The 20,169-nt window shown below is 66.4% G+C and carries 17 protein-coding genes; 11 read left to right on the top strand and 6 right to left on the bottom strand.

The features are described from left to right. Positions 1-118: 118 nt before the first annotated feature. The 5 genes from HDG39_RS05165 (at position 119) to HDG39_RS05145 (ending at position 4,936) form a co-directional block, all read left to right on the top strand. Entirely contained in the window at positions 119-322 is a 204-nt protein-coding gene (locus HDG39_RS05165) for a cold-shock protein (RefSeq protein WP_007181784.1), read from the top strand. Between the two features lie 36 nt (positions 323-358). Further along, the gene (locus tag HDG39_RS05160) at positions 359-769 is read left to right on the top strand and encodes a hypothetical protein (protein ID WP_184003788.1); all 411 of its coding nucleotides are present in this window, start codon (positions 359-361) and stop codon (positions 767-769) included. A 381-nt stretch (positions 770-1,150) separates the two neighbouring features. Then, positions 1,151-2,572 carry a hopanoid biosynthesis associated radical SAM protein HpnJ gene (gene hpnJ, locus HDG39_RS05155; protein ID WP_018417789.1) on the top strand — a complete coding sequence of 474 codons (1,422 nt, stop codon included), beginning with the start codon at positions 1,151-1,153 and terminating at the stop codon, positions 2,570-2,572. Next, complete coding sequence (gene hpnI, locus HDG39_RS05150; protein ID WP_184003786.1) at positions 2,569-3,729, top strand: bacteriohopanetetrol glucosamine biosynthesis glycosyltransferase HpnI; 1,161 nt, start codon at positions 2,569-2,571, stop codon at positions 3,727-3,729. The genes hpnJ and hpnI (HDG39_RS05150) overlap by 4 nt, the downstream gene beginning before the upstream one ends. 145 nt (positions 3,730-3,874) lie before the next feature. Next, positions 3,875-4,936, top strand: coding sequence for a lysylphosphatidylglycerol synthase domain-containing protein (locus tag HDG39_RS05145; RefSeq protein ID WP_184003784.1), 1,062 nt, complete (start codon positions 3,875-3,877; stop codon positions 4,934-4,936). A 17-nt stretch (positions 4,937-4,953) separates the two neighbouring features. Here the strand turns inward: HDG39_RS05145 and HDG39_RS05140 are convergent, their stop codons facing one another. Together HDG39_RS05140 and HDG39_RS05135 are read right to left on the bottom strand one after the other, a co-directional pair. Continuing rightward, entirely contained in the window at positions 4,954-6,357 is a 1,404-nt protein-coding gene (locus HDG39_RS05140; protein WP_184003782.1) for an ATP-binding protein, read from the bottom strand. Next, the gene (locus HDG39_RS05135) at positions 6,354-7,013 is read right to left on the bottom strand and encodes a response regulator (RefSeq protein WP_184003780.1); all 660 of its coding nucleotides are present in this window, start codon (positions 7,011-7,013) and stop codon (positions 6,354-6,356) included. Before HDG39_RS05135 ends, HDG39_RS05140 begins: the two co-directional genes overlap by 4 nt. A 387-nt stretch (positions 7,014-7,400) precedes the next feature. Between HDG39_RS05135 and HDG39_RS05130 the strand changes: the two genes are divergently transcribed. The 3 genes from HDG39_RS05130 to hpnK are packed head-to-tail and all read left to right on the top strand — an operon-like array spanning position 7,401 to position 9,866. Beyond that, positions 7,401-7,751, top strand: a complete 351-nt coding sequence (locus HDG39_RS05130; protein ID WP_184004192.1) for a hypothetical protein — start codon at positions 7,401-7,403, stop codon at positions 7,749-7,751. A gap of 19 nt (positions 7,752-7,770) precedes the next feature. Next, complete coding sequence (hpnI, locus tag HDG39_RS05125) at positions 7,771-9,036, top strand: bacteriohopanetetrol glucosamine biosynthesis glycosyltransferase HpnI (protein ID WP_184003778.1); 1,266 nt, start codon at positions 7,771-7,773, stop codon at positions 9,034-9,036. Further along, the gene (hpnK, locus tag HDG39_RS05120; protein WP_184003776.1) at positions 9,036-9,866 is read left to right on the top strand and encodes a hopanoid biosynthesis-associated protein HpnK; all 831 of its coding nucleotides are present in this window, start codon (positions 9,036-9,038) and stop codon (positions 9,864-9,866) included. Before hpnI (HDG39_RS05125) ends, hpnK begins: the two co-directional genes overlap by 1 nt. 38 nt (positions 9,867-9,904) lie before the next feature. Here hpnK and HDG39_RS05115 read toward each other — a convergent pair whose 3' ends face one another. From HDG39_RS05115 to HDG39_RS05105, 3 genes are read right to left on the bottom strand one after another with little or no spacing between them, the layout of a single operon-like run. Further along, the gene (locus HDG39_RS05115; RefSeq protein WP_184003773.1) at positions 9,905-12,964 is read right to left on the bottom strand and encodes an efflux RND transporter permease subunit; all 3,060 of its coding nucleotides are present in this window, start codon (positions 12,962-12,964) and stop codon (positions 9,905-9,907) included. Further along, positions 12,961-14,085: an efflux RND transporter periplasmic adaptor subunit gene (locus HDG39_RS05110; RefSeq protein ID WP_184003771.1), complete on the bottom strand. Its 1,125-nt coding sequence runs from the start codon at positions 14,083-14,085 to the stop codon at positions 12,961-12,963. Before HDG39_RS05110 ends, HDG39_RS05115 begins: the two co-directional genes overlap by 4 nt. After that, positions 14,075-15,487, bottom strand: a complete 1,413-nt coding sequence (locus HDG39_RS05105) for a TolC family protein (protein ID WP_184003769.1) — start codon at positions 15,485-15,487, stop codon at positions 14,075-14,077. The genes HDG39_RS05110 and HDG39_RS05105 overlap by 11 nt, the downstream gene beginning before the upstream one ends. Before the next feature lie 221 nt (positions 15,488-15,708). On the opposite strand from HDG39_RS05105, the gene HDG39_RS05100 reads away from it, so the two are divergent. The 3 genes from HDG39_RS05100 (at position 15,709) to HDG39_RS05090 (ending at position 18,741) form a co-directional block, all read left to right on the top strand. After that, positions 15,709-16,371, top strand: a complete 663-nt coding sequence (locus tag HDG39_RS05100) for a response regulator (RefSeq protein ID WP_184003767.1) — start codon at positions 15,709-15,711, stop codon at positions 16,369-16,371. Continuing rightward, on the top strand, positions 16,368-17,732 hold the full coding sequence (locus tag HDG39_RS05095) for an ATP-binding protein (protein ID WP_184003765.1): 1,365 nt from the start codon (positions 16,368-16,370) through the stop codon (positions 17,730-17,732). Before HDG39_RS05100 ends, HDG39_RS05095 begins: the two co-directional genes overlap by 4 nt. Positions 17,733-17,823: 91 nt before the next feature. Then, positions 17,824-18,741, top strand: coding sequence for a ProQ/FinO family protein (locus tag HDG39_RS05090; RefSeq protein WP_184003763.1), 918 nt, complete (start codon positions 17,824-17,826; stop codon positions 18,739-18,741). 27 nt (positions 18,742-18,768) lie between these two features. Here HDG39_RS05090 and HDG39_RS05085 read toward each other — a convergent pair whose 3' ends face one another. Then, entirely contained in the window at positions 18,769-20,118 is a 1,350-nt protein-coding gene (locus HDG39_RS05085) for a TAXI family TRAP transporter solute-binding subunit (protein WP_184003761.1), read from the bottom strand. Between the last annotated feature and the right edge of the window lie 51 nt (positions 20,119-20,169).

Raw genomic sequence — 20,169 nt, 5'->3', positions numbered from 1 at the left:
CACCGGAGCGATTTTGCGGGTCGTGCCGGGGCGCCGCGTCAGCGCTGCACGAAACGCTTGCAGGACGCAGCACTTCATCCATTCAACCGCTACTACAGCGCATCACGAGGACATCGCCATGCCAACCGGAACAGTGAAATGGTTCAACGACGCAAAGGGCTTCGGCTTCATCACTCCCGATGACGGCGGCGAAGATCTGTTCGCCCATTTTTCGGAGATTCGATCCGAAGGTTTCAAGTCGTTGCAGGAAAACCAGAAAGTCAGCTTTGAAATCAAGCAGGGGCCGAAAGGCAAACAGGCTGCCGACATCAAGCCCGTGTGACGCCGGCCGGGCGGCTCATCCGCATGCGAGGCAACCATGGATAAGGACGCCGCCTACGCGGAGATCGAGCGCAATGGCGCCGCCGCCTATGCGAAAAACTTCGCCGCGCGCTATCCCGACGAACCGCTGACGCCGTTCTGTCATCGCTATCTGTTCGAGCAGGCGCAGCGTGACGACGCGGCGCATGAGGCGGCCGCCGCCACGCACGACGACGAGCGCGGTTTCGCGCTGAGGTCGCTCGCGCGCATGGAGGCGTCGTCGCATATCGCGCAGGCGGCGGCGAGCGCGTCGCGCGACGCTGCGGCCGCCGCCCACACGTCGGCGCGCGCGGCGCGGCGCTCGGCCTTCTGGACCATGATCGCCGCGCTCGCGTCGGCGCTCGGCGTAGTGGTAAACGTGGCCCTCAATCTCGGCTGGCTCGAATGGGCGAAGCATCTCGCGCGATGAGCGACGCGTCGGGCCGAGCGTTCGCGCCCGTGAAGGTGGCGTGAATCGGCGGCGCCGGCGGCGCTCGCCCGCACGCCACGCGACAACCTATCCATTTACCACACCGATACGACATCGATGCGACACGATTGCACGAGCGCGTCAATTGCACAAATCGCCCCATCGGAGCATGCCGCGCACGGTCTGAACGCAGTATTATTCTTCAGGTTTCCTTCAGCTTTGCTCCGTACTATTTGCGCCACTGCCCGTGGCCTTTCCGGACCGCGGCCACCGCTACGTGCAGGTCGAGCACCGGCTTTCCCGACCTGCATTCGGGCAATGGAACAGAATAGATTCCCTACTGAAAACCGAAAGCGCCTATAAAGGCTTGCTGGAGCATCCATGAAAACTCTGTTCTTGCAGGCGCCGTCGTACGACGGCTTCGATGGTGGCGCGGGTTCGCGCTATCAGGCCAAGCGTGAAGTTCGCTCGTTCTGGTATCCGACGTGGCTCGCCCAACCCGCGGCACTGGTTCCCGACAGCCGCGTGCTCGACGCCACGGCAGACGGCCTGTCCGTCGACGCCGCCCTCGACATCGCCTCGCAATACGAGCTGGTGGTGATCCACACCAGCACGCCATCCTTCCCGACCGACGCGCTGTTCGCCCAGGACCTCAGGAAGCGCAAGCCGTCGCTGCTGATCGGCATGGTCGGCGCGAAGGTCGCGGTCGATCCGCATAATTCGCTGACCGCGACCGAGGCCATCGACTTCGTGTGTCGCGAGGAATTCGATTTCACCTGCAAGGAAATCGCCGAAGGCAAGCCGTTCGCACAGATCCTCGGCTTGAGCTATCGCACCCCCGACGGCTCGATCGAGCACAACGAATCCCGCCCGATCCTCGAGAACATGGACGAGCTGCCGTTCGTCGCGCCGATCTACAAGCGCGATCTGACCATCAAGAACTACTTCAACGGCTACCTGAAGCATCCGTACGTGTCACTCTATACCGGCCGCGGCTGCCGCTCGAAGTGCACGTTCTGCCTGTGGCCGCAAACGGTCGGCGGCCATCGCTATCGGGTGCGTTCGGTCGAGAACGTGCTCGAGGAAGTCAAGTGGATTCGCGACAACATGCCCGAAGTCAAGGAGATCATGTTCGACGACGACACGTTCACCGACTTCAAGCCGCGCGCCGAAGAAATCGCGCGAGGCATGGGCAAGCTGGGGGTCACGTGGTCGTGCAACGCGAAGGCCAACGTGCCTTACTCGACGTTGAAGATCATGAAGGACAACGGCCTGCGCCTGCTGCTGGTCGGCTACGAGTCCGGCGACGACCAGATCCTGCTGAACGTCAAGAAGGGCCTGCGTACGGACATCGCGCGGCGCTTCGCGCAAGACTGCCGCACCCTCGGCATCAAGGTGCACGGCACCTTCATTCTCGGTCTGCCGGGTGAAACGCCTGAAACGATCCAGAAGACCATCGAGTACGCGAAGGAGATCAATCCGCTGACGATCCAGGTGTCGCTCGCCGCGCCGTACCCGGGCACTACGCTCTATAACCAGGCGGTCGAGAACGGCTGGCTCGCGGAGAACAAGGTGATCAATCTCGTCAGCAAGGAAGGCGTGCAGCTGGCGGCGATCGGCTACCCGCATCTGTCGCGAGACGAGATGTACCACCAGCTCGAAAACTTCTATAAACGCTTTTATTTCCGGCCGTCGAAGATCTGGGAGATCCTGCGCGAAATGCTGACGAGCTGGGACATGATGAAACGGCGCCTGCGCGAAGGCGTCGAATTTTTCCGCTTCCTGCGCGCGCACGAGGCGTGAGCGCCGCACACCTCGCCGCCGTCACGCTCGCGTACGCGTGCGCGGCGGCGACCGTTGTCGGCATCGGCTACACCGTGCTCGCGAGCGCGCTGATCGGGCGCTTCTTCGCGAGGGATGTAGCCGAACCTTCCAGCTTTCCACCCATTACGGTTATCAAACCGTTGCATGGCAACGAGTGGGCGTTGCTCGACAATTTGTCGAGTTTCTGCGCGCAAAATTATCCCGGGCCCGTGCAATTCCTGTTCGGCGTGCATGACTGCGCCGACCCCGCGCTGCAAACCGTCAACGAACTGCGGCGTCTGCATCCTCAGGCGGACATCACCGTCGTCGCCGATGCGCGTCTGTACGGCCCGAACCGCAAGATCAGCAATATTCTCAACATGCTGCCGCAGGCGCGCCACGACGTGCTCGTGTTCGCCGACAGCGACGTGTGCGTCGGCCCGGACTATCTGCGCAACGTGATCGGCGAATTGCAGCAGCCGGGCGTCGGGCTCGTCACCTGCGCCTATCGCGGCCAGCCCGATCCGGGTTTCTGGCCGCGGCTGTCGGCGATCGCAACCAACTACCAGTTCCTGCCCGGCGTCGTCACTGGACTCGCGCTCGGGCTCGCGCGGCCGTGCTTCGGCCAGACCATCGCGATGCGGCGCGACACCTACGAGCGGATCGGCGGCTTCAAGCCGTTCGTGCAGCATCTGGCCGAGGACTACGAGATCGGCGCGGCGGTGCGCGCGGCGGGCGAGCGGGTCACGATTCCGCCGTTCGCAATCACGCATGCGTGTGTCGAAGCGAGCGCGGCACAACTCGTGACGCACGAACTGCGCTGGAGCCGCACGATTCGCCGCATCGATCCGCTCGGACACTTCGGCACGGCGCTCGTGCATCCGTTGCCGTTCGCGCTGCTCGCGCTCGCGTGCTCGGGCGGCGCGCCGTGGGCGTGGCTGCTTGCGGCAGTGACGGTGCTCGCGCGTCTCGCGTTGAAGTGGCGCGCGGATCGGGCGTTGCGTCAGCGCTGCCGCGATCTGTGGCTTCTGCCGTTATGGGATATCGTATCGTTTGCGATTTTCGTCGCGAGCTTCCGCTCGTCGCGGGTGATCTGGCGGGGCTTCAGCTTCAAGGTCGACGGCGATGGGCTGCTGTCGGCGGCGCAGGACGAATGACGAACGAACGGCAGATTGGGCTGGCAATGAACGAAGAAGCTTCGAACGGGCGAAATGGGAGCGCCCTGGAGACGCATGGCAGCGCCCCGGCGACACGCGGCGTGCGGCGCATCACGTATACCGAAGTCGTGTGCGAGGTGCCCGCATGATGAAGCATCTGGGCCGCGCGGCTGCGCTCGCGGGTTTGCTGATCTCTTTGTGGCTCGTTTGGCGCGAAGATCCGCGCGCGGTGCTCAGCGCGTTGCGCGCGGCTGGCGCGGGCCTCGTGGTGGCCGCGTTCGCGCATGTGCTGCCAATGATCGCCAACGCGTGCGACTGGCGCTCGCTGATTCGCGGCGCGAACCGCCCCAGCTTCGGCAGGATGCTGCATCTGGTGTGGGTGCGCGAATCGGTCAACTGCATGCTGCCGGTCGCGCGGATCGGCGGCGAACTCGTGTCGTTCCGTATGTTCAAGCGCTGGGGCGTCAGGCCGTCGACAGCGGTGGCCAGCACCATCGTCGACATGCAGCTGACCGTGATCAGCCAGTTGATGTTCACGATGGTCGGCATTGGTTTTCTGTTCGCCAACGCGCAATCGGGCGCGCTGCGGCTCGCCGGGCAGCTCGCGTGGGGCGTGGTCGCGTTGACGCCGGTGCTGTTGCTGTTCGGGCTCGTCCAGCATGCCAATCCGTTCGAGCGCATCACGCGCGTGGCGAACCGCGTGACGAGCGGCAAGCTAACCGCGCTGGTCGGCCAGTCCGCGCAGTTCGATCAGTCGATCAAGGTGATCTGGCGCCGCCGCGCGGTCGTGCTGCGCTATCTGTTCTTCTGGCAGCCGCTGCAATGCGTGCTGACCTCGCTCGAAATCTGGCTCGCGCTGTATTTCCTCGGCGCACGCGTGACGCTCGTCGAGGCGATCGTGATCGAATCGCTGATCCAGGCGGTCAGCAGCGCCGCGTTCTTCGTGCCGGGCGGTCTGGGCGTGCAGGAGGGCGCTTTCGTACTGATTGGCGGCGCACTGGGGCTCGACCCCGCCACCTGTCTCGCGCTCGCGGCCGCGCGGCGAATTCGCGATCTGCTGATATTCGTGCCGGGCCTGATCGCGTGGCAGCTGTTCGAGGCGTCCGGCAGCGCGCGGCCGCATGCCGCACCGCACGGCGTGCGCGCCGAACTGACCAGGCAGCGTTCGCGCGTCGCTGACGCGAACCGGGGCGGCGAGCGGCGCTGAGCGCTCCCCGCGCGCCTTCAGCGCGTCGCGCGACAGGCCGGAAACGACACCCGCACCGCAAGCCCCTGGTCCCCGATCCCGGCGCCTAGCTGCAGACTCGCGCCGAAATGCTCGGCGATCCGCGCAACGATCGACAAACCGAGCCCGCTGCCGGTCGCCTGATTGCCGGTCGCGCGGAAAAAGCGGTTCGTGAGCCGCGCGAGATCGTCCGGCGCGACGCCGGGGCCGTCGTCGCGCACGATCAGCTGCACCTGCTCGTCGGCATGGCGCACCGCCACTTCGACAGTGCCGCCCGTGCGTCCGTACTTGATCGCGTTATCGAGCAGATTGTCGAGCAGGATGCCGATCAGCACGGGCTCCGCGTCGATCTCGGCGAGCATGTCGCCGACCAGCTTCACATTGATGTGCTTCTGTTGCGCATTGCGCCTGTTCGCGAGCAGCGTATCTTTCGCGATCGCCGCCGGCCTCAGCGGCTCGGTGGGCAGCTTCTCCTGCACGTCGAGCCGCGCGAGCAGCAGCAGTTGCTCGGCGAGCCGCGCGCTGCGATCGACGCCTTGCACGACGCGCTCCATCGCGAGCCGCTGCAGCGCGATATCGGGCTCGGCGAGCGCGACCTGCGCCTGTACCTTGATCGCGGCGAGCGGCGTCTTCAGTTCGTGCGCGGCATCGGCGGTGAAGGCGCGCTCGAGCTCGCGCGCATGGTGCAGACGCGCCAGCATCTGGTTGATCGCGTCGACGAGCGCGCGCACCTCGAGCGGCGTGCGGCCGATGCCGACCGGTTCCATGCGGTTGATGTCGCGCGAACGGATCGCGGCCGACAACACCTTCAGCGGCGCGAGACTCCAGCCGATGCTGAGCCACACGAGCACCGCGAGCACTGGCAGCGCGATCAGCGTGGGCCGCGCGATGCGGCTCGCGACACCGCTCACCAGGTCGCTGCGGGTGTTGGCCAGTTCGAACACACGCACGCAGTGACCGAGCGCCGTTTCGCGCAACGTGAACGAGTGATAGAGCTGACCGCCCAGCGTGACGTCCTGCGCGCCGCTCGCGGGCGGCAACGGCAAATCCCACGCGGCGAGCGCATGCAGTTGCGGGCTGCCCGCCAGAATGGCGCCGTTGGCCGCGCGCACCTGGAAGAGGGCGTCGCGCGGCAGCGTGTCGTCGTCGTCGAGATCGCTCGCGCCGGGCTCACCGCCTCTCTCTTCTTCGCGCACGTCGATGCGCGCATTGGCGAGCGTCATCAGATTGGTCGAATCGAGCAGCGCGAGCATCTGCGCGAGTTCGGCGAGACGCGCTCGTTCCCACGCGGCGACTTCGTGGCTCGCCTGCCGGTAGCTCGACACGAGCGCACCGCCCCATACGATCGCGATGCTGGCGAGCACGAGCAGCACGAGGCGCCGTCGAATCGACGGACCGATCATTCTTTCTCCATCACATAGCCGATGTTGCGCACGGTCTTGATCAGGCTTGCGCCGAGCTTCTTGCGCAGGTTCGAGACGTGCACCTCGATCGCATTGCTTTCGATTTCTTCCTGCCAGCCGTACAGGCTTTCTTCGAGCCGCGAGCGCGACTGAGGAATGCCGAGATTAGTCAGCAGTTGCAGCAGAATCGCCCATTCGCGCGACGTGAGCGGCACGCGCGCCTCGTCGATCTGCACCGTTTGCGCGGCCGGATTCACTGTCAGATTCTGGTAACGAATCAGATCGATACTGCGACCTTGTGCGCGGCGCAACAGCGCGCGGCACCGCGCCACCAGCTCGGTGAGATCGAACGGCTTGCCGAGATAGTCGTCGGCGCCCGCTTCGAGTCCGTCGACGCGATCGACGACCGTGCTTTTTGCGGTCAACACCAGCACCGGCACGTCATTGCCGGCTTCGCGCACACGTTTGAGCAGTTCCGTGCCGCTCACGCGCGGCAGGCCGAGGTCGAGTACCACCAAGGCATATTGAGTCGTGTCGAGCGCGAGGCCGGCCTTGTGGCCGTCGCGTGCCCAGTCGACTGTGAAGCCGGCCTGACGAAGGCCCGCCTCGACACCGCAGCCGATGAGCTCGTCGTCTTCTACGAGGAGTAAGCGCATGAGGCAAATATTCCGTTGTGGGGCTTTGTTGCATAACGTCGAGCATTATGATGCAAGCGACATTGATGCACCTAGACGAACAATCTGCCGCGTTCCGAAGTGTGACCACGCCGTTCGTTAGCCGCTTTATGCCATGCGCGTGCTTAAGGTTTCCTTCAGCTTGAATCGATACCATCGACGCGCTATAAAATGGTCGTCGCAGATCGTGATGCATGTGCGAGACCAGGTTGTCGTCAGACCATCGCAACCTGATCGTAAGGACTTCGATGGAGCGACGCGCGAGGCATTCTTTATGCTGGTTGGTTGATGGCGTCGATGGACGATCTCGACGAGTCCCGCCCATTGCCAGCATCCGGTCGGGCCGCAAGGCCGCGCACAAGGCACGTTATGAAGCGAGTCACCATCGACATGCTACGAGCCCATCTGCTAGTCGCGTCTCTGACGGCCGCAGCCACCGAAGCGCTGCTGTGCATCGCGTTGCCGGTACTGCCCGTCTCTGACGCTTTTTTCGCTTCGGCATCGTTCAGGCTGTTCGCGCTCGCGCTGATCATCGGCGGCGTGGTGATCGCGCGCGAATTTGCCGAGGTCGCCTTCGAGGTCGCGGTGCGGCGCGACTACGCGATTCGCGCTGCTGTCGGCGCATCGCCCGCCGTGATCGCAGCGAATTGTCCGCGCCGGTGGCTCGTCGTGCTTCACCTGCGGCTAACGGGGCAACCTTTCGTGCTGGCCGGGCACTGACGCACACGGACGACACACAATGGCGGCGCACGCGTTGATGGCATGTCAATGGCTTCTGTTAGCCGCCTGCGTTAGCGCTTCGATCTATACGGTAGCCGCCGCGCTCGCCATGCCGTTTTTCACCGCCCGACATAAATCGAACCATCATGGGGGCAGGGCCGTCACTCGCGCGCTCAGCCGTTCGCTGATGGATTCGCCCGATTGCCCAACCGGGCCGTTCGCGCAGGTCGGTGTCAGCGTGCTGAAGCCGCTGTGCGGCGCCGAGCCGCGTCTCTACGAAAATCTGCGAACCTTCTGCGAACAGCGACATCAGCATTTTCAGCTGGTGTTGGGTGTGTCGTCGCCGCACGATCCCGCCATCGCGGTGGTGCGCCGTTTGCAGGCCGCCTATCCGAAGTGCGACATCGAGCTTGCAATCGACACACGCGTACACGGCAGCAATCTGAAAGTCAGCAACCTGATCAACATGGCGTCACGCGCGCGCCACGACGTGATCGTGATCGCGGACAGCGACATCGCGGTCGACTCGGACTATCTCGACAGCGTCGCCGCGCCGCTCGCGGACCCGAACGTCGGCGTGGTCACGTGCCTGTACGTCGCCCGCGGCGTCGGCGGTTTCTGGCCGCGTGTCGGTGCGCTGTTCATCAACGAGTGGTTCGCGCCCTCGGTGCGGGTCGCCCATGCGATGGGCTCGCGCCGCTTCGGCTTCGGCGCGACGCTCGCGTTGCGGCGCGCGACGCTGGAGCGCATCGGCGGCTTCGAAGCGCTGAAAAACTGCCTCGCCGACGACTACTGGCTCGCCGAGCACGTGCGCGCGCTCGGTCTGCAAACTGTGCTGTCGCGCGTGATGGTCGCGACCGACGTGATCGAGCCGACCTTCGCGGCGCTGTGGCAGCGCGAAACGCGCTGGCTGCGCACGATCCGCTCGGTCAATCCGCCGGGCTTCGTGTCGCTGCTGATCACGTTCCCCACGCCGTGGCTGTTGACGAGCGCGGGGCTGACCGTGTCGCTCGCGACGTGTGCTCACGCGCCTTTCGCGGCGGTGGTCGCGAGCGCGTCGGCCACCGCGGTCTGCGTTGGCGCGCGCCTGCTGCTGCACCTGCGCGCGGCACGCCGCGCGCGCACGTTCTGGCGCGATCTGCCGCTGGTGCCGTTGCGCGATACGCTGCTCGCGCTCCAGTGGCTCGTCAGCGCGTTCGGTTCGCACGTCGTGTGGCGCGGCGAGCGCATGCAGCTCGGCACGCCCTCCGCCGAGCGCAGCGGCCGGCTGGACAGCCTCACGTGATGGAGAGCGCTAAACCCACCCCGCCTTGCGGACTGATCACCACCGCCGACGATTTCGGTCTGCATCGGCGCGTCAATATCGCGGTCGAGCGCGCACATCGCAACGGTGTGCTGCGCGCCGCGAGTCTGATGGTCGGCGCGCCGGCCGCCAAAGACGCGGTCGCGCGCGCGCGTATGCTGCCGGAACTGCGCGTGGGCCTGCATCTGGTGCTGGCCGATGGCGCCGCGCTGGCGCCGCGCGAGCAGGTCGCCGCGCTGCTCGACGGGAACGGCCGCTTCGGCAGCAACATGGTGCGTGACGGCGTGCGCTTCTTTTTTCTGCCGCACGTGCGCCGGCAGCTCGCGCACGAAATTCGCGCGCAATTCGAAGCCTTCGCCGCGACCGGCCTTACGCTCGACCACGTGAACACGCACAAGCATTTTCATCTGCATCCGACGGTGCTGGGCCTGATCGTCGACATCGGCCGCGACTACGGCATGAAGGCGATGCGTTTGCCGTTCGAAGCGAACGCGCCGCTGTGGCTGCGGCCGTGGATCGCGCACGTGAAGACGCGGCTCGAGCGCGCGGGGATCGCGCACAACGACTACGTGGTCGGCATCGCGGCGAGCGGGCGCATGGATGAGGCGGCCTGGCTCGCCGCGCTCGCGAATCTGCCGCATGGTGTCGGCGAAATCTACTGTCATCCGGCGCTGGCCGGCGACGCGCTGAGCGACGGCATGCACGACTACCGGCATGCCGACGAGTTGCAGGCGCTGCTGTCGCCACGGGTGGCCGCCGCGATCCGCGCGCTTGGGGGGCGGCTCGGCGGGTTCGCGGATGTGCTTGAGTAGCGCCATGCTTCGCGAAACGCGCATAACCTGGACTGCGCTCACACCGGCTGCTTTTTCATCAACAGCTTCAGCAAAGCCGGCAGCAGCAACAGCACGAGCGGCAACTGCACGATCAACCCCGAAATGATCGCGATCGCGAGCGGTTGCTGCATCGCCGAGCCTTGCCCCAGCGCGAACGCGAGCGGCAGCAGCGCGAGGATCGCGGCGATCGTCGTCATCGCGATCGGCCGCAGACGGTTGCGGCCGGCGGCCTGCAACGCGTCGTCGAAGGGCATCTCGTCGTCGCGCACCAGCGCCTGCAATTCCGACACGTAGAAGATCGCGACCTCGGTCACGATGCCGATGATCATCGTCATGCCCATCATCGCGGAGATGTTCAACTCGATGCCGGTGATCCACAGGCCGATGAACACCGCGCCGGCCGCTAGCAGCGGCATCGCCAGCACCGCGAGCGCGACGCGCAGGCGCTCGTACAGGAACAGCAGGAGGCCGAACACGAGTGCGATCGCGGCGCCGAATACGGTCAACAGACCCTTGAAGGCGATCTGCTGTTGCTGGTACAGACCGCCGAGCTCGTAATAGACGCCCGACGGCAGCAGGTTCGCGTCGCCGAGCGCCTTCTGCACGTCGGCGATCGTCGAGCCGAGATCGCGCCCGTCGATGCGCGCGGTGACCGCGACCATCCGCTTCAGATTCGAGCGGCTGATCTCGGGCTGACCGGTGACGCTCACGCGATCGGCGACGCGCTTCAGCGCGAACAGATGTCCGTCCGGCGCGCGTATCTGTAGCTGACCGAGTTGCGTATCGGTCATCTGGCGCGCGCCGTTCACGCGCACGCGCACGCCGACCGTTTTCGGGCCGCTCTGGAACTGCGTCGCGACATTGCCTTCGAGCATGTCGGTGACGGCCTGCGCGATCGCTTGGGGGTCCATGCCTTCGGCCGCGGCTGCGGCGGGCAGAATATGCAGCTCGATCGCGTCGCCGGCGGGATTGATGCCGTCGTTCACGTCGACGATGCCCTGAATCTGGCCGATGCGCGCGGCCACCTTGCGCGCGGTGGTGTCGAGCGTGTGCGGATCGTCGGAGAAGATCTTGATCTGCACCGGCTGCGGCACCGCGGTCAGATCGCCGATCAGGTCTTCCATCAGCTGGGCGAGCTCGATGCTGACGCCCGGCACCTGCGTGTCGATCTGCGAGCGGATTTCTTCCATCACAGTGTCGATCGGCTCGCGTTTGCCGGACTTCAGCCGCACGAAGAAGTCGCCCTTGTTCGGCTCGTTCAGATCGCCGCCAAGACCCGCGCCGGTGCGGCGCGAATAGGTCGCGACGTTCGGGTTCGCGCGCACGATCTGCTCGATCTGCTTCATCAGCCGGTCCGTTTCGGTGATCGACGTGCCCGGCTGCGTGTGATAGTCGAGCACGAAGCCGCCTTCGTCCATGCTCGGCATGAAGCCACTGCCGACGCGCGTGAACGCAAACGCTGCAACGACGATCAACGGCACGACGCCGAGCAGCACGAGCGGCGGCCTCGCGATCACACGCCCGACCGTCACCGCATAGCGCCGGTTCAGCCATGCGGAGAAACGTGTTTCCTGGTGCTCCTCGGCGTCTTTGGGCTTCAGCCAGTGGTCGCACAGGATCGGCACCGCGAGCCATGTGACGAGGAACGAAATGAACAGCGCGCTCGCCATCGTCAGCGACAGCGCCTTGAAAAAGGCCCCCGTCACGCCCGACAGAAACGCGAGCGGCACGAAGATGATCAGCGTCGCCGCCGACGAACCCGCGAGCGGCCGCGTGAATTCGAGCGCCGCGGCCATCACGCGGCCGTGGAACGCGCGCGCGCCGGCTTCGCGCATGCGCCGCACGATGTGCTCGATCATCACGATCGCGTCGTCGATGACGAGGCCGACCGCGGCCGCCATACCGCCCAGCGTCATGATGTTGAAGCCCATGCCGAACACGTCGAGCAGCAGGATCGTCGCGGCCATCACGACCGGCACCAGCGCGACCGCGATCGCGGTGATCTTCCAGTTGCGCAGGAACACAAACAACGTCAGTGCCGCGAGCACGATGCCGATCATGATCGCGTCGCGCACGCTGGTGGCCGATGCGATCACGAGTTCGCTCTGGTCGTACCAGTTCGACAGATGCACGCCCGCGGGCATCTGCGGCTCGAATGCCGCGATCTTCGCGCGGATCGCGCGCGCCATCGCGACACTGTTGGCGCCGGGCTGCTGGTACACGTTCAGTAGCACCGCATCCTGGCCATCGGCGGTGACGCGCATCCATTGCGGCACCACGCCCTGGCTCACCGTCGCGACGTCGCCGAGACGGATCTGCGCGCCGTTCGCATTGCCGTTGGCGGCCACGACGACGTTGCGCAGTTCGTCGAGCTGCGTGATCGTCGAGTTCGTGACGACGAGGTACAGCTTGTCGTGATCCTCGATGCGGCCGTTTGCCATCAGCACATTGCTCGCGCCGATCGCCTTCGATACATCGGCGAGCGAGAGCTTGTACGCGGCGAGGCGGGCGGGATCGACCGCGACTTCGAATTCGTCCTGCGCGCCGCCGGTCACCTCGACGCGCGCGACACCCTCCACCGACGACAGCAGCGGCCGCATCTGGAATTGCGCGAGATCGTGCAGTGCGGACAGCGACTGCCGCGTCGACGTGAGGCTGTACGCGAGCACCGGAAACACGGTCGGGTCCATGCGCCGCACCTGCATCGTCGTGCCGGGCGGCAGCGTCGCGAGAATTTCGCTGATCGCCGATTGCGCCTGCAACGTGGCCTGCGCCATGTCGGTGCCCCAGTCGAAGTTCAGCGAGATCTCCGCGGCGCCGCGGCTCGTCCTCGATTCGACGTCGCGCACGTTCGGCACGCGGCGCAGCGCTTCCTCGACCGGCATCGTGACGAGCGTCGTCATCTGCTCGGCGGGGCGGTCGCCCGCGTCGAGCGACACGACCGCGCGCGGAAACGCGACGTTCGGGAACAGCGAAATCGGCAGACGGAATGCGCTCAGCGCGCCGGCTATCGCGAGCAAGGCGATGACGAACAGCAGCGAGCGGCGATGCGTCTGCATCCATTGACCGAAGTTCATCGCGCGCCATCCCCGCCGGCGCGTACCGCCATGCCGTCTTTCAGCTCGTAGTTGCCGCTGCTCACGACGCCGAGCATGGGGTCGAGCGGACCGTCGACGCCGTAGCGCTCGCCGTTTTCGACCGCGATGCTCACCGCGACGCGGCGCGCCTTGTTTTGCGGCGTGATCTGGAACACGTACGCGTGTTGGCCATCCCGCAGCACGGCCGCGCGCGGCACGATCCAGTGCGTGCCGGTGCGGGTCGCGATGTCGCCAGAAACGCGTGTGCCGGGGATGAACGGCGTCTGCGCGAGCGGTACCGTCGCGCCGATGTTGACCAGTTGCGATTGCGGATCGATCGCGCCTCCGACGAGCACCACGCGGCCTTCGATCGACGTCTGCGCGAGTGCCGTGGACAGGCCGTGCAGCGTGACGATGTCACCGGGATGGATCGTTGCGGCGTCGGTGGGCTCGACGCCGAGCGTCACGTTTGCGCGCGCGTCGCGGCTCGCGCCACTCGCGAGTTGCAGAATCGCCGCGCCGGCCTGCACCTGGTCGCCTTGTGCCGCCGATAGCTGCAGCACCACGCCGTCGAACGGCGCGGTCACGACCTTGTTGCCGCTCGTGATGCCGGTCTGATTCTGCGCGGCGAGCGCTTCGCGCGCATCGTCGACGGCCTTGCTCGCGCTGGCGAGCTGCGATTGCGTCGCGAGCCCCTTGTCGTACAGCGACCGGGTACGCACGAGTTCGCCTTGCGCGAGCGTCAGCGCGCTTCTCGCCTGGGTTGCGGCAAGCACGGCGGCAGGATCGGCCTGCACGACGAAGAGTGGTGTGCCGCGTTTGACGGTCTCGCCCGCCTGCACGCGCATCTGCACGATACGCGACACGTAGGGCAGGTTGATCGTCGTCAGGTTCGACGCGGTGGCCGCGACGATCCCGAAGCCGCGCACCGGCTGCGCGATTGCGGCGCGCTGCACGCGCACGGTCTGTACCGCGACCGACGGTTGAGCTTCGCTGGCGGCGTTGTCGTCCGCATGAACCGGATGGACCGACGCATACAGCAGGATCGCGCAAACGAGCGGCGCGGCGACGGCCGCGACACGCGGCCACGGATGCCGCGATGAAAACAGGCTATTTCGCATGAGTGTCGATGAAAGTCTGAGCGGAAGAGAAAGCATCGGGAATCGCGCTGCCGAGCAGCGCCTGCAAGCCGACGCGTTGTTCGTCGAGCGCTTCGCGCAGCGTCGCGACGTCGATGTGTTTCGCGAGCGCGGCGCTTTGCGCATCGGTGTATGCGCCGAGCACGAGGTTGTGTTCGGCGTAGGCCGCCGCGGCTTCGCGCGCGGCGCGCTCGACGCCGGGCAGCGCGGCTTCGGTCTGCTGCAATTGGCGCGCGAGAATCGCGCTGTCTTCGCGCAGCCGGGCGACGTCCGCATACGCCTGGTTCAGGCGGGTCTGGTACTCGTCGCGAAGCCGCTGGCGGGTCGCTTTTTCGATCGCGACATTGCCCTGGTTGCGGTTGAAGATCGGCAGACTCAGGTTGACCTGAAAGCCGCTCGTGTAGATGTTCGACGTGTCGCGCGCACGCACGAAGCCGACCGACAGACTCGGGAACTGGCTCAGAATCGCCGCGCGATATTTCTGCTCCTGCGCTTCGTAGCCTGCCTGCAGCGCGATAAGGTCGGGGCGGCGGCGGGCGAGCTCGGCGAGCGCTGAGTCGAGTGTGGCGTCGGGGAGCGGCGCGACGTCATCGTCGCAGCCCGATTGCAATTGCAATTGCACGTCGGGCGCGAGGCCCAGCAACGCATTCAGATCGTGATGGGTTTGCGCGGCCGCGCGCTCGGCATCGGTGTATTGCTTGCGTGCGTCGCCGTAGGCGAGCAGCGCGGCGGTGAGCGTATCGTCGGTCAGATTGCCAGCGGCGCGCGCCGCGGCCATGCGCTCGTAGCGCGTGCGCGCGAGCTCGCGCTGCTGTTGCAACAGCGGCAGCGTGCGCTGCTGGAAGCAGCGCTTCACGAACAACTGCCGCGCTTGCGCGACGACCTGCCATTCCTGCCAGAGCAGGCCGAGATCGGTCTTCGCGAGCGTCGCGTCGGCGGACTGTTTATTCGCGCTGCGCAGCACGATCGCCATCACGTCGATGCTGAGGCCATAATTGAACGCGCGCGTGGTACCGGCCGCGCCCGGATAATCGCTCGACACGCTCAGTTGCGGATCGGGCAGCAGACCCGCCGAATAAGCCTGCGCGCCGGCAATGCCGAGATCGTCGCGGGCCAGCTTCAGATCGGGGTTGTTGGCGACCGCGAGCATCGCGACTTCATCGATGTCGAGCCCGTCGGCGGGATCGAAACGATGCGCGGCCAGTTCGGGCAGCGGCATGCTGGCGGGATCGATGCGGATCCGTTCGAGCGATCGCGCGGACGTCGAGGTGTCCTGCGGCGCGAGCGGCTCGCGGTGATAGGTCGCGCAGCCGCTCATCAGCAGCACGCACAACGGCATCAGTGCGCGCCGACGCAGTGCCGCGACGGGATGGAAATCAGGCAAAATCCGGCTCCTGCGAATCATCGGAAGGGGCGAGCGACTCGCGAACGAGGCCTCGCAGAGAGGGCTGATTTTCCGCAGCGCGCGCTTAAGACAGGCTTAACGTCGAATCGCGCGACCCGGGCCGCGCAAAATCGACGCGTCATCAGTACCCCGTAAGGGTTCGTTAAGCTGCCGCGGTCGATAATGCGGCGGCCAAAACCGCACCAAGGAGAGGAGAGGCCATGCGCCTGCTACTGGTCGAAGACGACGACATGATCGCGGAATCGGTGCTGGGCGCGATGCGCCGCGCCGGCTACGCGATCGACTGGGCCGAGGACGGCCGCGCGGCGGAACTGTCGCTCGATAACGGCGTGTACGACCTCGTGCTGCTCGACCTCGGCCTGCCGAAAAAAAACGGCATCGACGTGCTGAACGCGTATCGACGCAACGGCGGCGCGGCGCCCGTGATCATCCTGACCGCGCGTGACGCGGTCGACGAACGCATCCGCGGTCTCGATGCCGGCGCCGACGACTACCTGATCAAACCGTTCGATCTCGACGAACTGGCCGCGCGCATTCGCGCGCTGCTGCGCCGGCGCACCGGCCAGAAGCAGCCGGTCTACAGTCACGGCGAACTGACGCTCGACCCCGCCGCGCATGAAGTGACCAAGGACGGCGTGCCACTGCCGCTGGTGCCGCGCGAATTCGCGTTGCTGCAGGCGCTGATCGAGGAGCCGACCCGCGTGTTCACGAAGGCCGAGCTCGAAGAAAAGCTGTACGGCTGGGGCGAGGAAGTCGGCAGCAATACGATCGAAGTGCATGTGCACAGTCTGCGGCGCAAGATCGGCGCGGACCAGGTCGTGACGGTGCGCGGGGTCGGCTACCGCCTGAAGAGGTGCGGATGACGTCGATTCGCCGCTGGCTGCTCGGCTGGCTGATCTTCGGCATGGCGGCGGCGTCGATGGTCGCGGCTTTCGCGATCTTCCATACCGCGCGGCGCGAGGCGAGCGAGCTGTTCGACTACGAACTGCGCACCGTCGCGCTGTCGCTGCCGTCGGCGCTGAGCGGCGTGGGCAGCCGCGAGCGGCGGGCCCCCGACCTCGGCGCTCTCGCCGACGACCGCATCGTCACCGAAATCTGGGACCGCAGCGGTACGCTCGTCTATCACTCTGCGCAGGCGCCGGTATTCGAGCGTCTGTCGCCGGGCTTTCACACAGTGCCGCGCGGCGAATACCACTGGCGCATTTTCGGCGTCGCGCAGACAGACCGCTACGTGCAGGTCGCGCAACCGGTCTCGGTGCGCGAAGAACTCGCGTTGCATCTCGCCCTGCACACGCTGTGGCCGCTCGGCGTGCTACTGCCGGTGACGATCGCGCTGGTGCTGCTGGTCGTCGCGCGCGGGCTCGCGCCGATCGGCGGCCTGTCGCGCGCGCTCGCGACGCGTTCGATCGATTCGCTCGAACCGCTGCGGCTCGACGGCAACCTGCCGGTCGAAATCCGGCCGCTCGTCGAAGCGCTGAACGATCTGCTGCAACGGCTGCATACGGCGTCGCAGGCGCAGCGCACGTTCATCGCCGATGCCGCGCACGAGTTGCGCTCGCCGCTCGCGGCGTTGAAGCTGCAACTGCAGGCGGCGTCGCGCGATGGATCGCTGAGGGGCGAGGGGCAAACGCTCGAGCGCGTCGAAAATCGGGTGAACCGGATCATCCACCTCGTGCAGCAACTGCTGACGCTCGCACGCGAAGACGCGCAGCCGGTCACGTCGACGGTGCCGGTCAGCCTGCGGCGCATCGGCGAGCAGGCGGTCAGCGATTGCTCCGTGCTCGCGGAGCTGCGCGAGATCGATCTCGGCCTCGAATGCGAACACGCGCGCACACCGAACGACGCCTATACCGTGCTCGCGGAGCCGCACAGTATCAGCGTGTTGTTAGCGAACCTGATCAATAACGCAATCCGTCATACTCCACCGGGCGGCCGTGTCGACGTGGTGCTGCGACGCACGGGCGAGCGCGTGGGCTTCGAGGTCGTCGACAGCGGCTCGGGAATTCCGGAGGCGGAGCTCGAACGCGTGTTCGACCCTTTCTATCGCGGCGAGGAGTCGAAGGGCGAGGGCAGCGGGCTCGGTCTCGCGATCGTCGCGCGGATCGCCGAGCGGCATCAACTCGGCCTGTCGCTGAGCAACAATGTCGGGGGCCCCGGTTTGCGGGTGTCCGTCACGGGGCTGCGCGCGCCCGCCGCCGACGCGCCCGTCACGGCCGCGAATTGACGATCGCCACTGCGGTTCGGGGTTGTCACAAGCACGTGAGCGCACGCTGCTACAATCTCGTTTTTACAGATCGACAGATTGGTTGTGCACTATGGGTTTCGAACAACTCGCTGAACTGAAGAAGCAACTGGCCGCGGCGCGCGCCGCCGCAGAGTCCGCCGGCAAGCCCGATCGCAAATCGGCCGCGCGCCCCGCTTCGAAGGCCGCTGGCAAGCCCGCTTCAAATTCAGGGGCACAACCTGCTTCACATGCCGACCGTGGCGCCAATCCGGGCACGAAGCCCGGTGGCCGGCCCGGCGCGAAGCCGGCCGCAAAGGGCGGCGCTCGCCCGGACGGTAAGCCGGGCACGCGCGCCGGGCGCCCGCAGCCGGCGCGCCACACCGAGCCCGCCAAGCCGGCGGTGGACGCCAAGCCGGTGGACCCGGTGGTGCGCTCGATCGGTCGTCTGCAAAAACGTTTCCCGGTCGCCTTCCCGAAGAACCCGGCCCCGAAGCTGGCGCTGAAGATCGGCATTTTCGAAGACCTCGTCGTGCATGCGAAGGAGCTGTCGCTGAGCGAAGCCGAACTGCGCGACGCGATCAAGACGTGGTGCCGTGGCGGGCGCTACTGGAAGAGCCTCGTCGAAGGCGCGGCGCGCGTCGACCTGGCGGGCGTCGAAGCCGGCAAGGTCACGGCGCAGGAAGCGGCGGGTGCACAGCGCCTGCTCGCGCATCGCGCGGCGAAGGTCGCGCAGAAGACCGCCACCGCGACGGCAAGCGCGAATGCGCCGACCGATGCAGGTACACCGGCCGAAGGCGCGGCCGCTAAAGAGTCGCAGGCCGATGAGTCACATGCCGAAGCAGCAGTAGCGGCAGTCGCAGAACAAGCGGCCCGCCAAGCGGATGCCGCTGCTGCGTCGCCGGAAGCCGTAGCGGCGGATGCCGCCGGGGGCGCGGACGCTCAGGCGCAGACCAGCGCGCAACACGAACCGCAAGCCACCGCTCCCGCCTCGCCCCCCTCCCAAGCCTAACCTTGGCACAGCCCGTCATGGCCTCGATCACGAGGCCATGACGGGCGGCGCAGCCGTCAACCGGCTGCGCACGAATCCCACATGCTCGCGCAGCACGTAAAACGCATCCGCATACGCGAGCGGCATGCGCAGGTGGCTCAGCGCCGCCTCGATCTCGTCCAGTTGCCCCAGTAGCTGCATGCGCTCCTCGTCGGTTGCGCCGGCGAGCGCGTGCCGTTCGATCGCGATCAGCGAACCGTAATAACGATAGATGCGCGAGCGCACCCGCCACCGGTACAGCGCCGGAATCACGCGCATGGCGGGCAACAGCAGCACGGCGACCGGCAACAGCAGGAAGAGCGTACGATCGCCGATGCTCGCGAGCCAGAAAGGCAGCGTCCGATACAAAAAGCCCTTGCCGGTCCGGTAATAGCGCTGCGCGTCTTCGCTGATCGGATATTCGTGCTCGACCGGGTTCGGGAACTGGCCGGCGTGCTGCAACAGGCCCGCGGCGCCGTGCACTTCCTGCGCCGCCTCGATCAATAGATCCGAAATCGCCGGATGCAGCGTACTGCGCGCGACGAGTTCGACCGTCGGACTAATCAGGTGAACGGTCTCGGGCGGAATGCGCCGCTTCAGATCGAGCACGCCGGGCGGCAAGTCGATCTGGTCGAGAAACGGAAAGACGCGTGTATAGGCGCTCGCTTCGTCGAAATTCATCACCGAGATGCCGGGTACGCGCAACAGCCGCAGCATCAGGCCGCGCGTTGTCGAATCGCCGCTCAGAAGCGCCGCGTCGACTTCGCCGGCAACCAGCTGCGTGGCGGCCTGCAGGCCGTCGCTCGGCACTAGCGTGGTGGCGCCGCCGGGCTCGATGCCGTTCGCCGCGAGCAGTTGCAGCGCGAGCAGCCGGGTGCCGCTGCCTTCGCGGCCGACCGCGATCCGCTTGCCTTCGAGCTGCGCCAGTTGCGTGAGCGCCGCGCCGCGATAGAACACGACGATCGGCACATAGAACACGCTGCCGAGCGACACCAGCGACGAAGTATCGAGCCCTTCGGCCACCCCGCCCTGCACGAGAGCGATATCGACGTGCTGCGTCGGATCCAGCAGCCGCTGCAGGTTCTGCACGGAACCTTGGGATTCGAGCACGTTCAGGCGGATGCCGTTGCGCGCGAGGATCTTGCGGTACTGGTTCGCGGTGACGACGAACGAACTGTCGCGCGGGCCGGCGCTGATCGTGATCGTGCGCGGCGGCGCCGGATTGGCGATCCAGATGATCAGCACGATCGCGAACGCGATCAGCAGCGCCGTGATGAAGTAGGGCAGCAGGTGCTCGCGCCATTCGGCGCGCGTAGGTTCGGCGGGAAAGTGCGGAGGCCGCGGACGCTGCCCTTTCATGAAGACTCCGTGCGGGAAGCCAGGTGAAGGCATTGTCGCCTGTACGGGGCG

Source organism: Paraburkholderia lebeckiae (assembly GCF_014201005.1).
Classification (GTDB): Bacteria; Pseudomonadota; Gammaproteobacteria; order Burkholderiales; family Burkholderiaceae; genus Paraburkholderia; species Paraburkholderia tuberum.
Note: the sequence above shows the minus strand (reverse complement) of the source record. Positions and strands in the feature narration are given on the sequence as shown.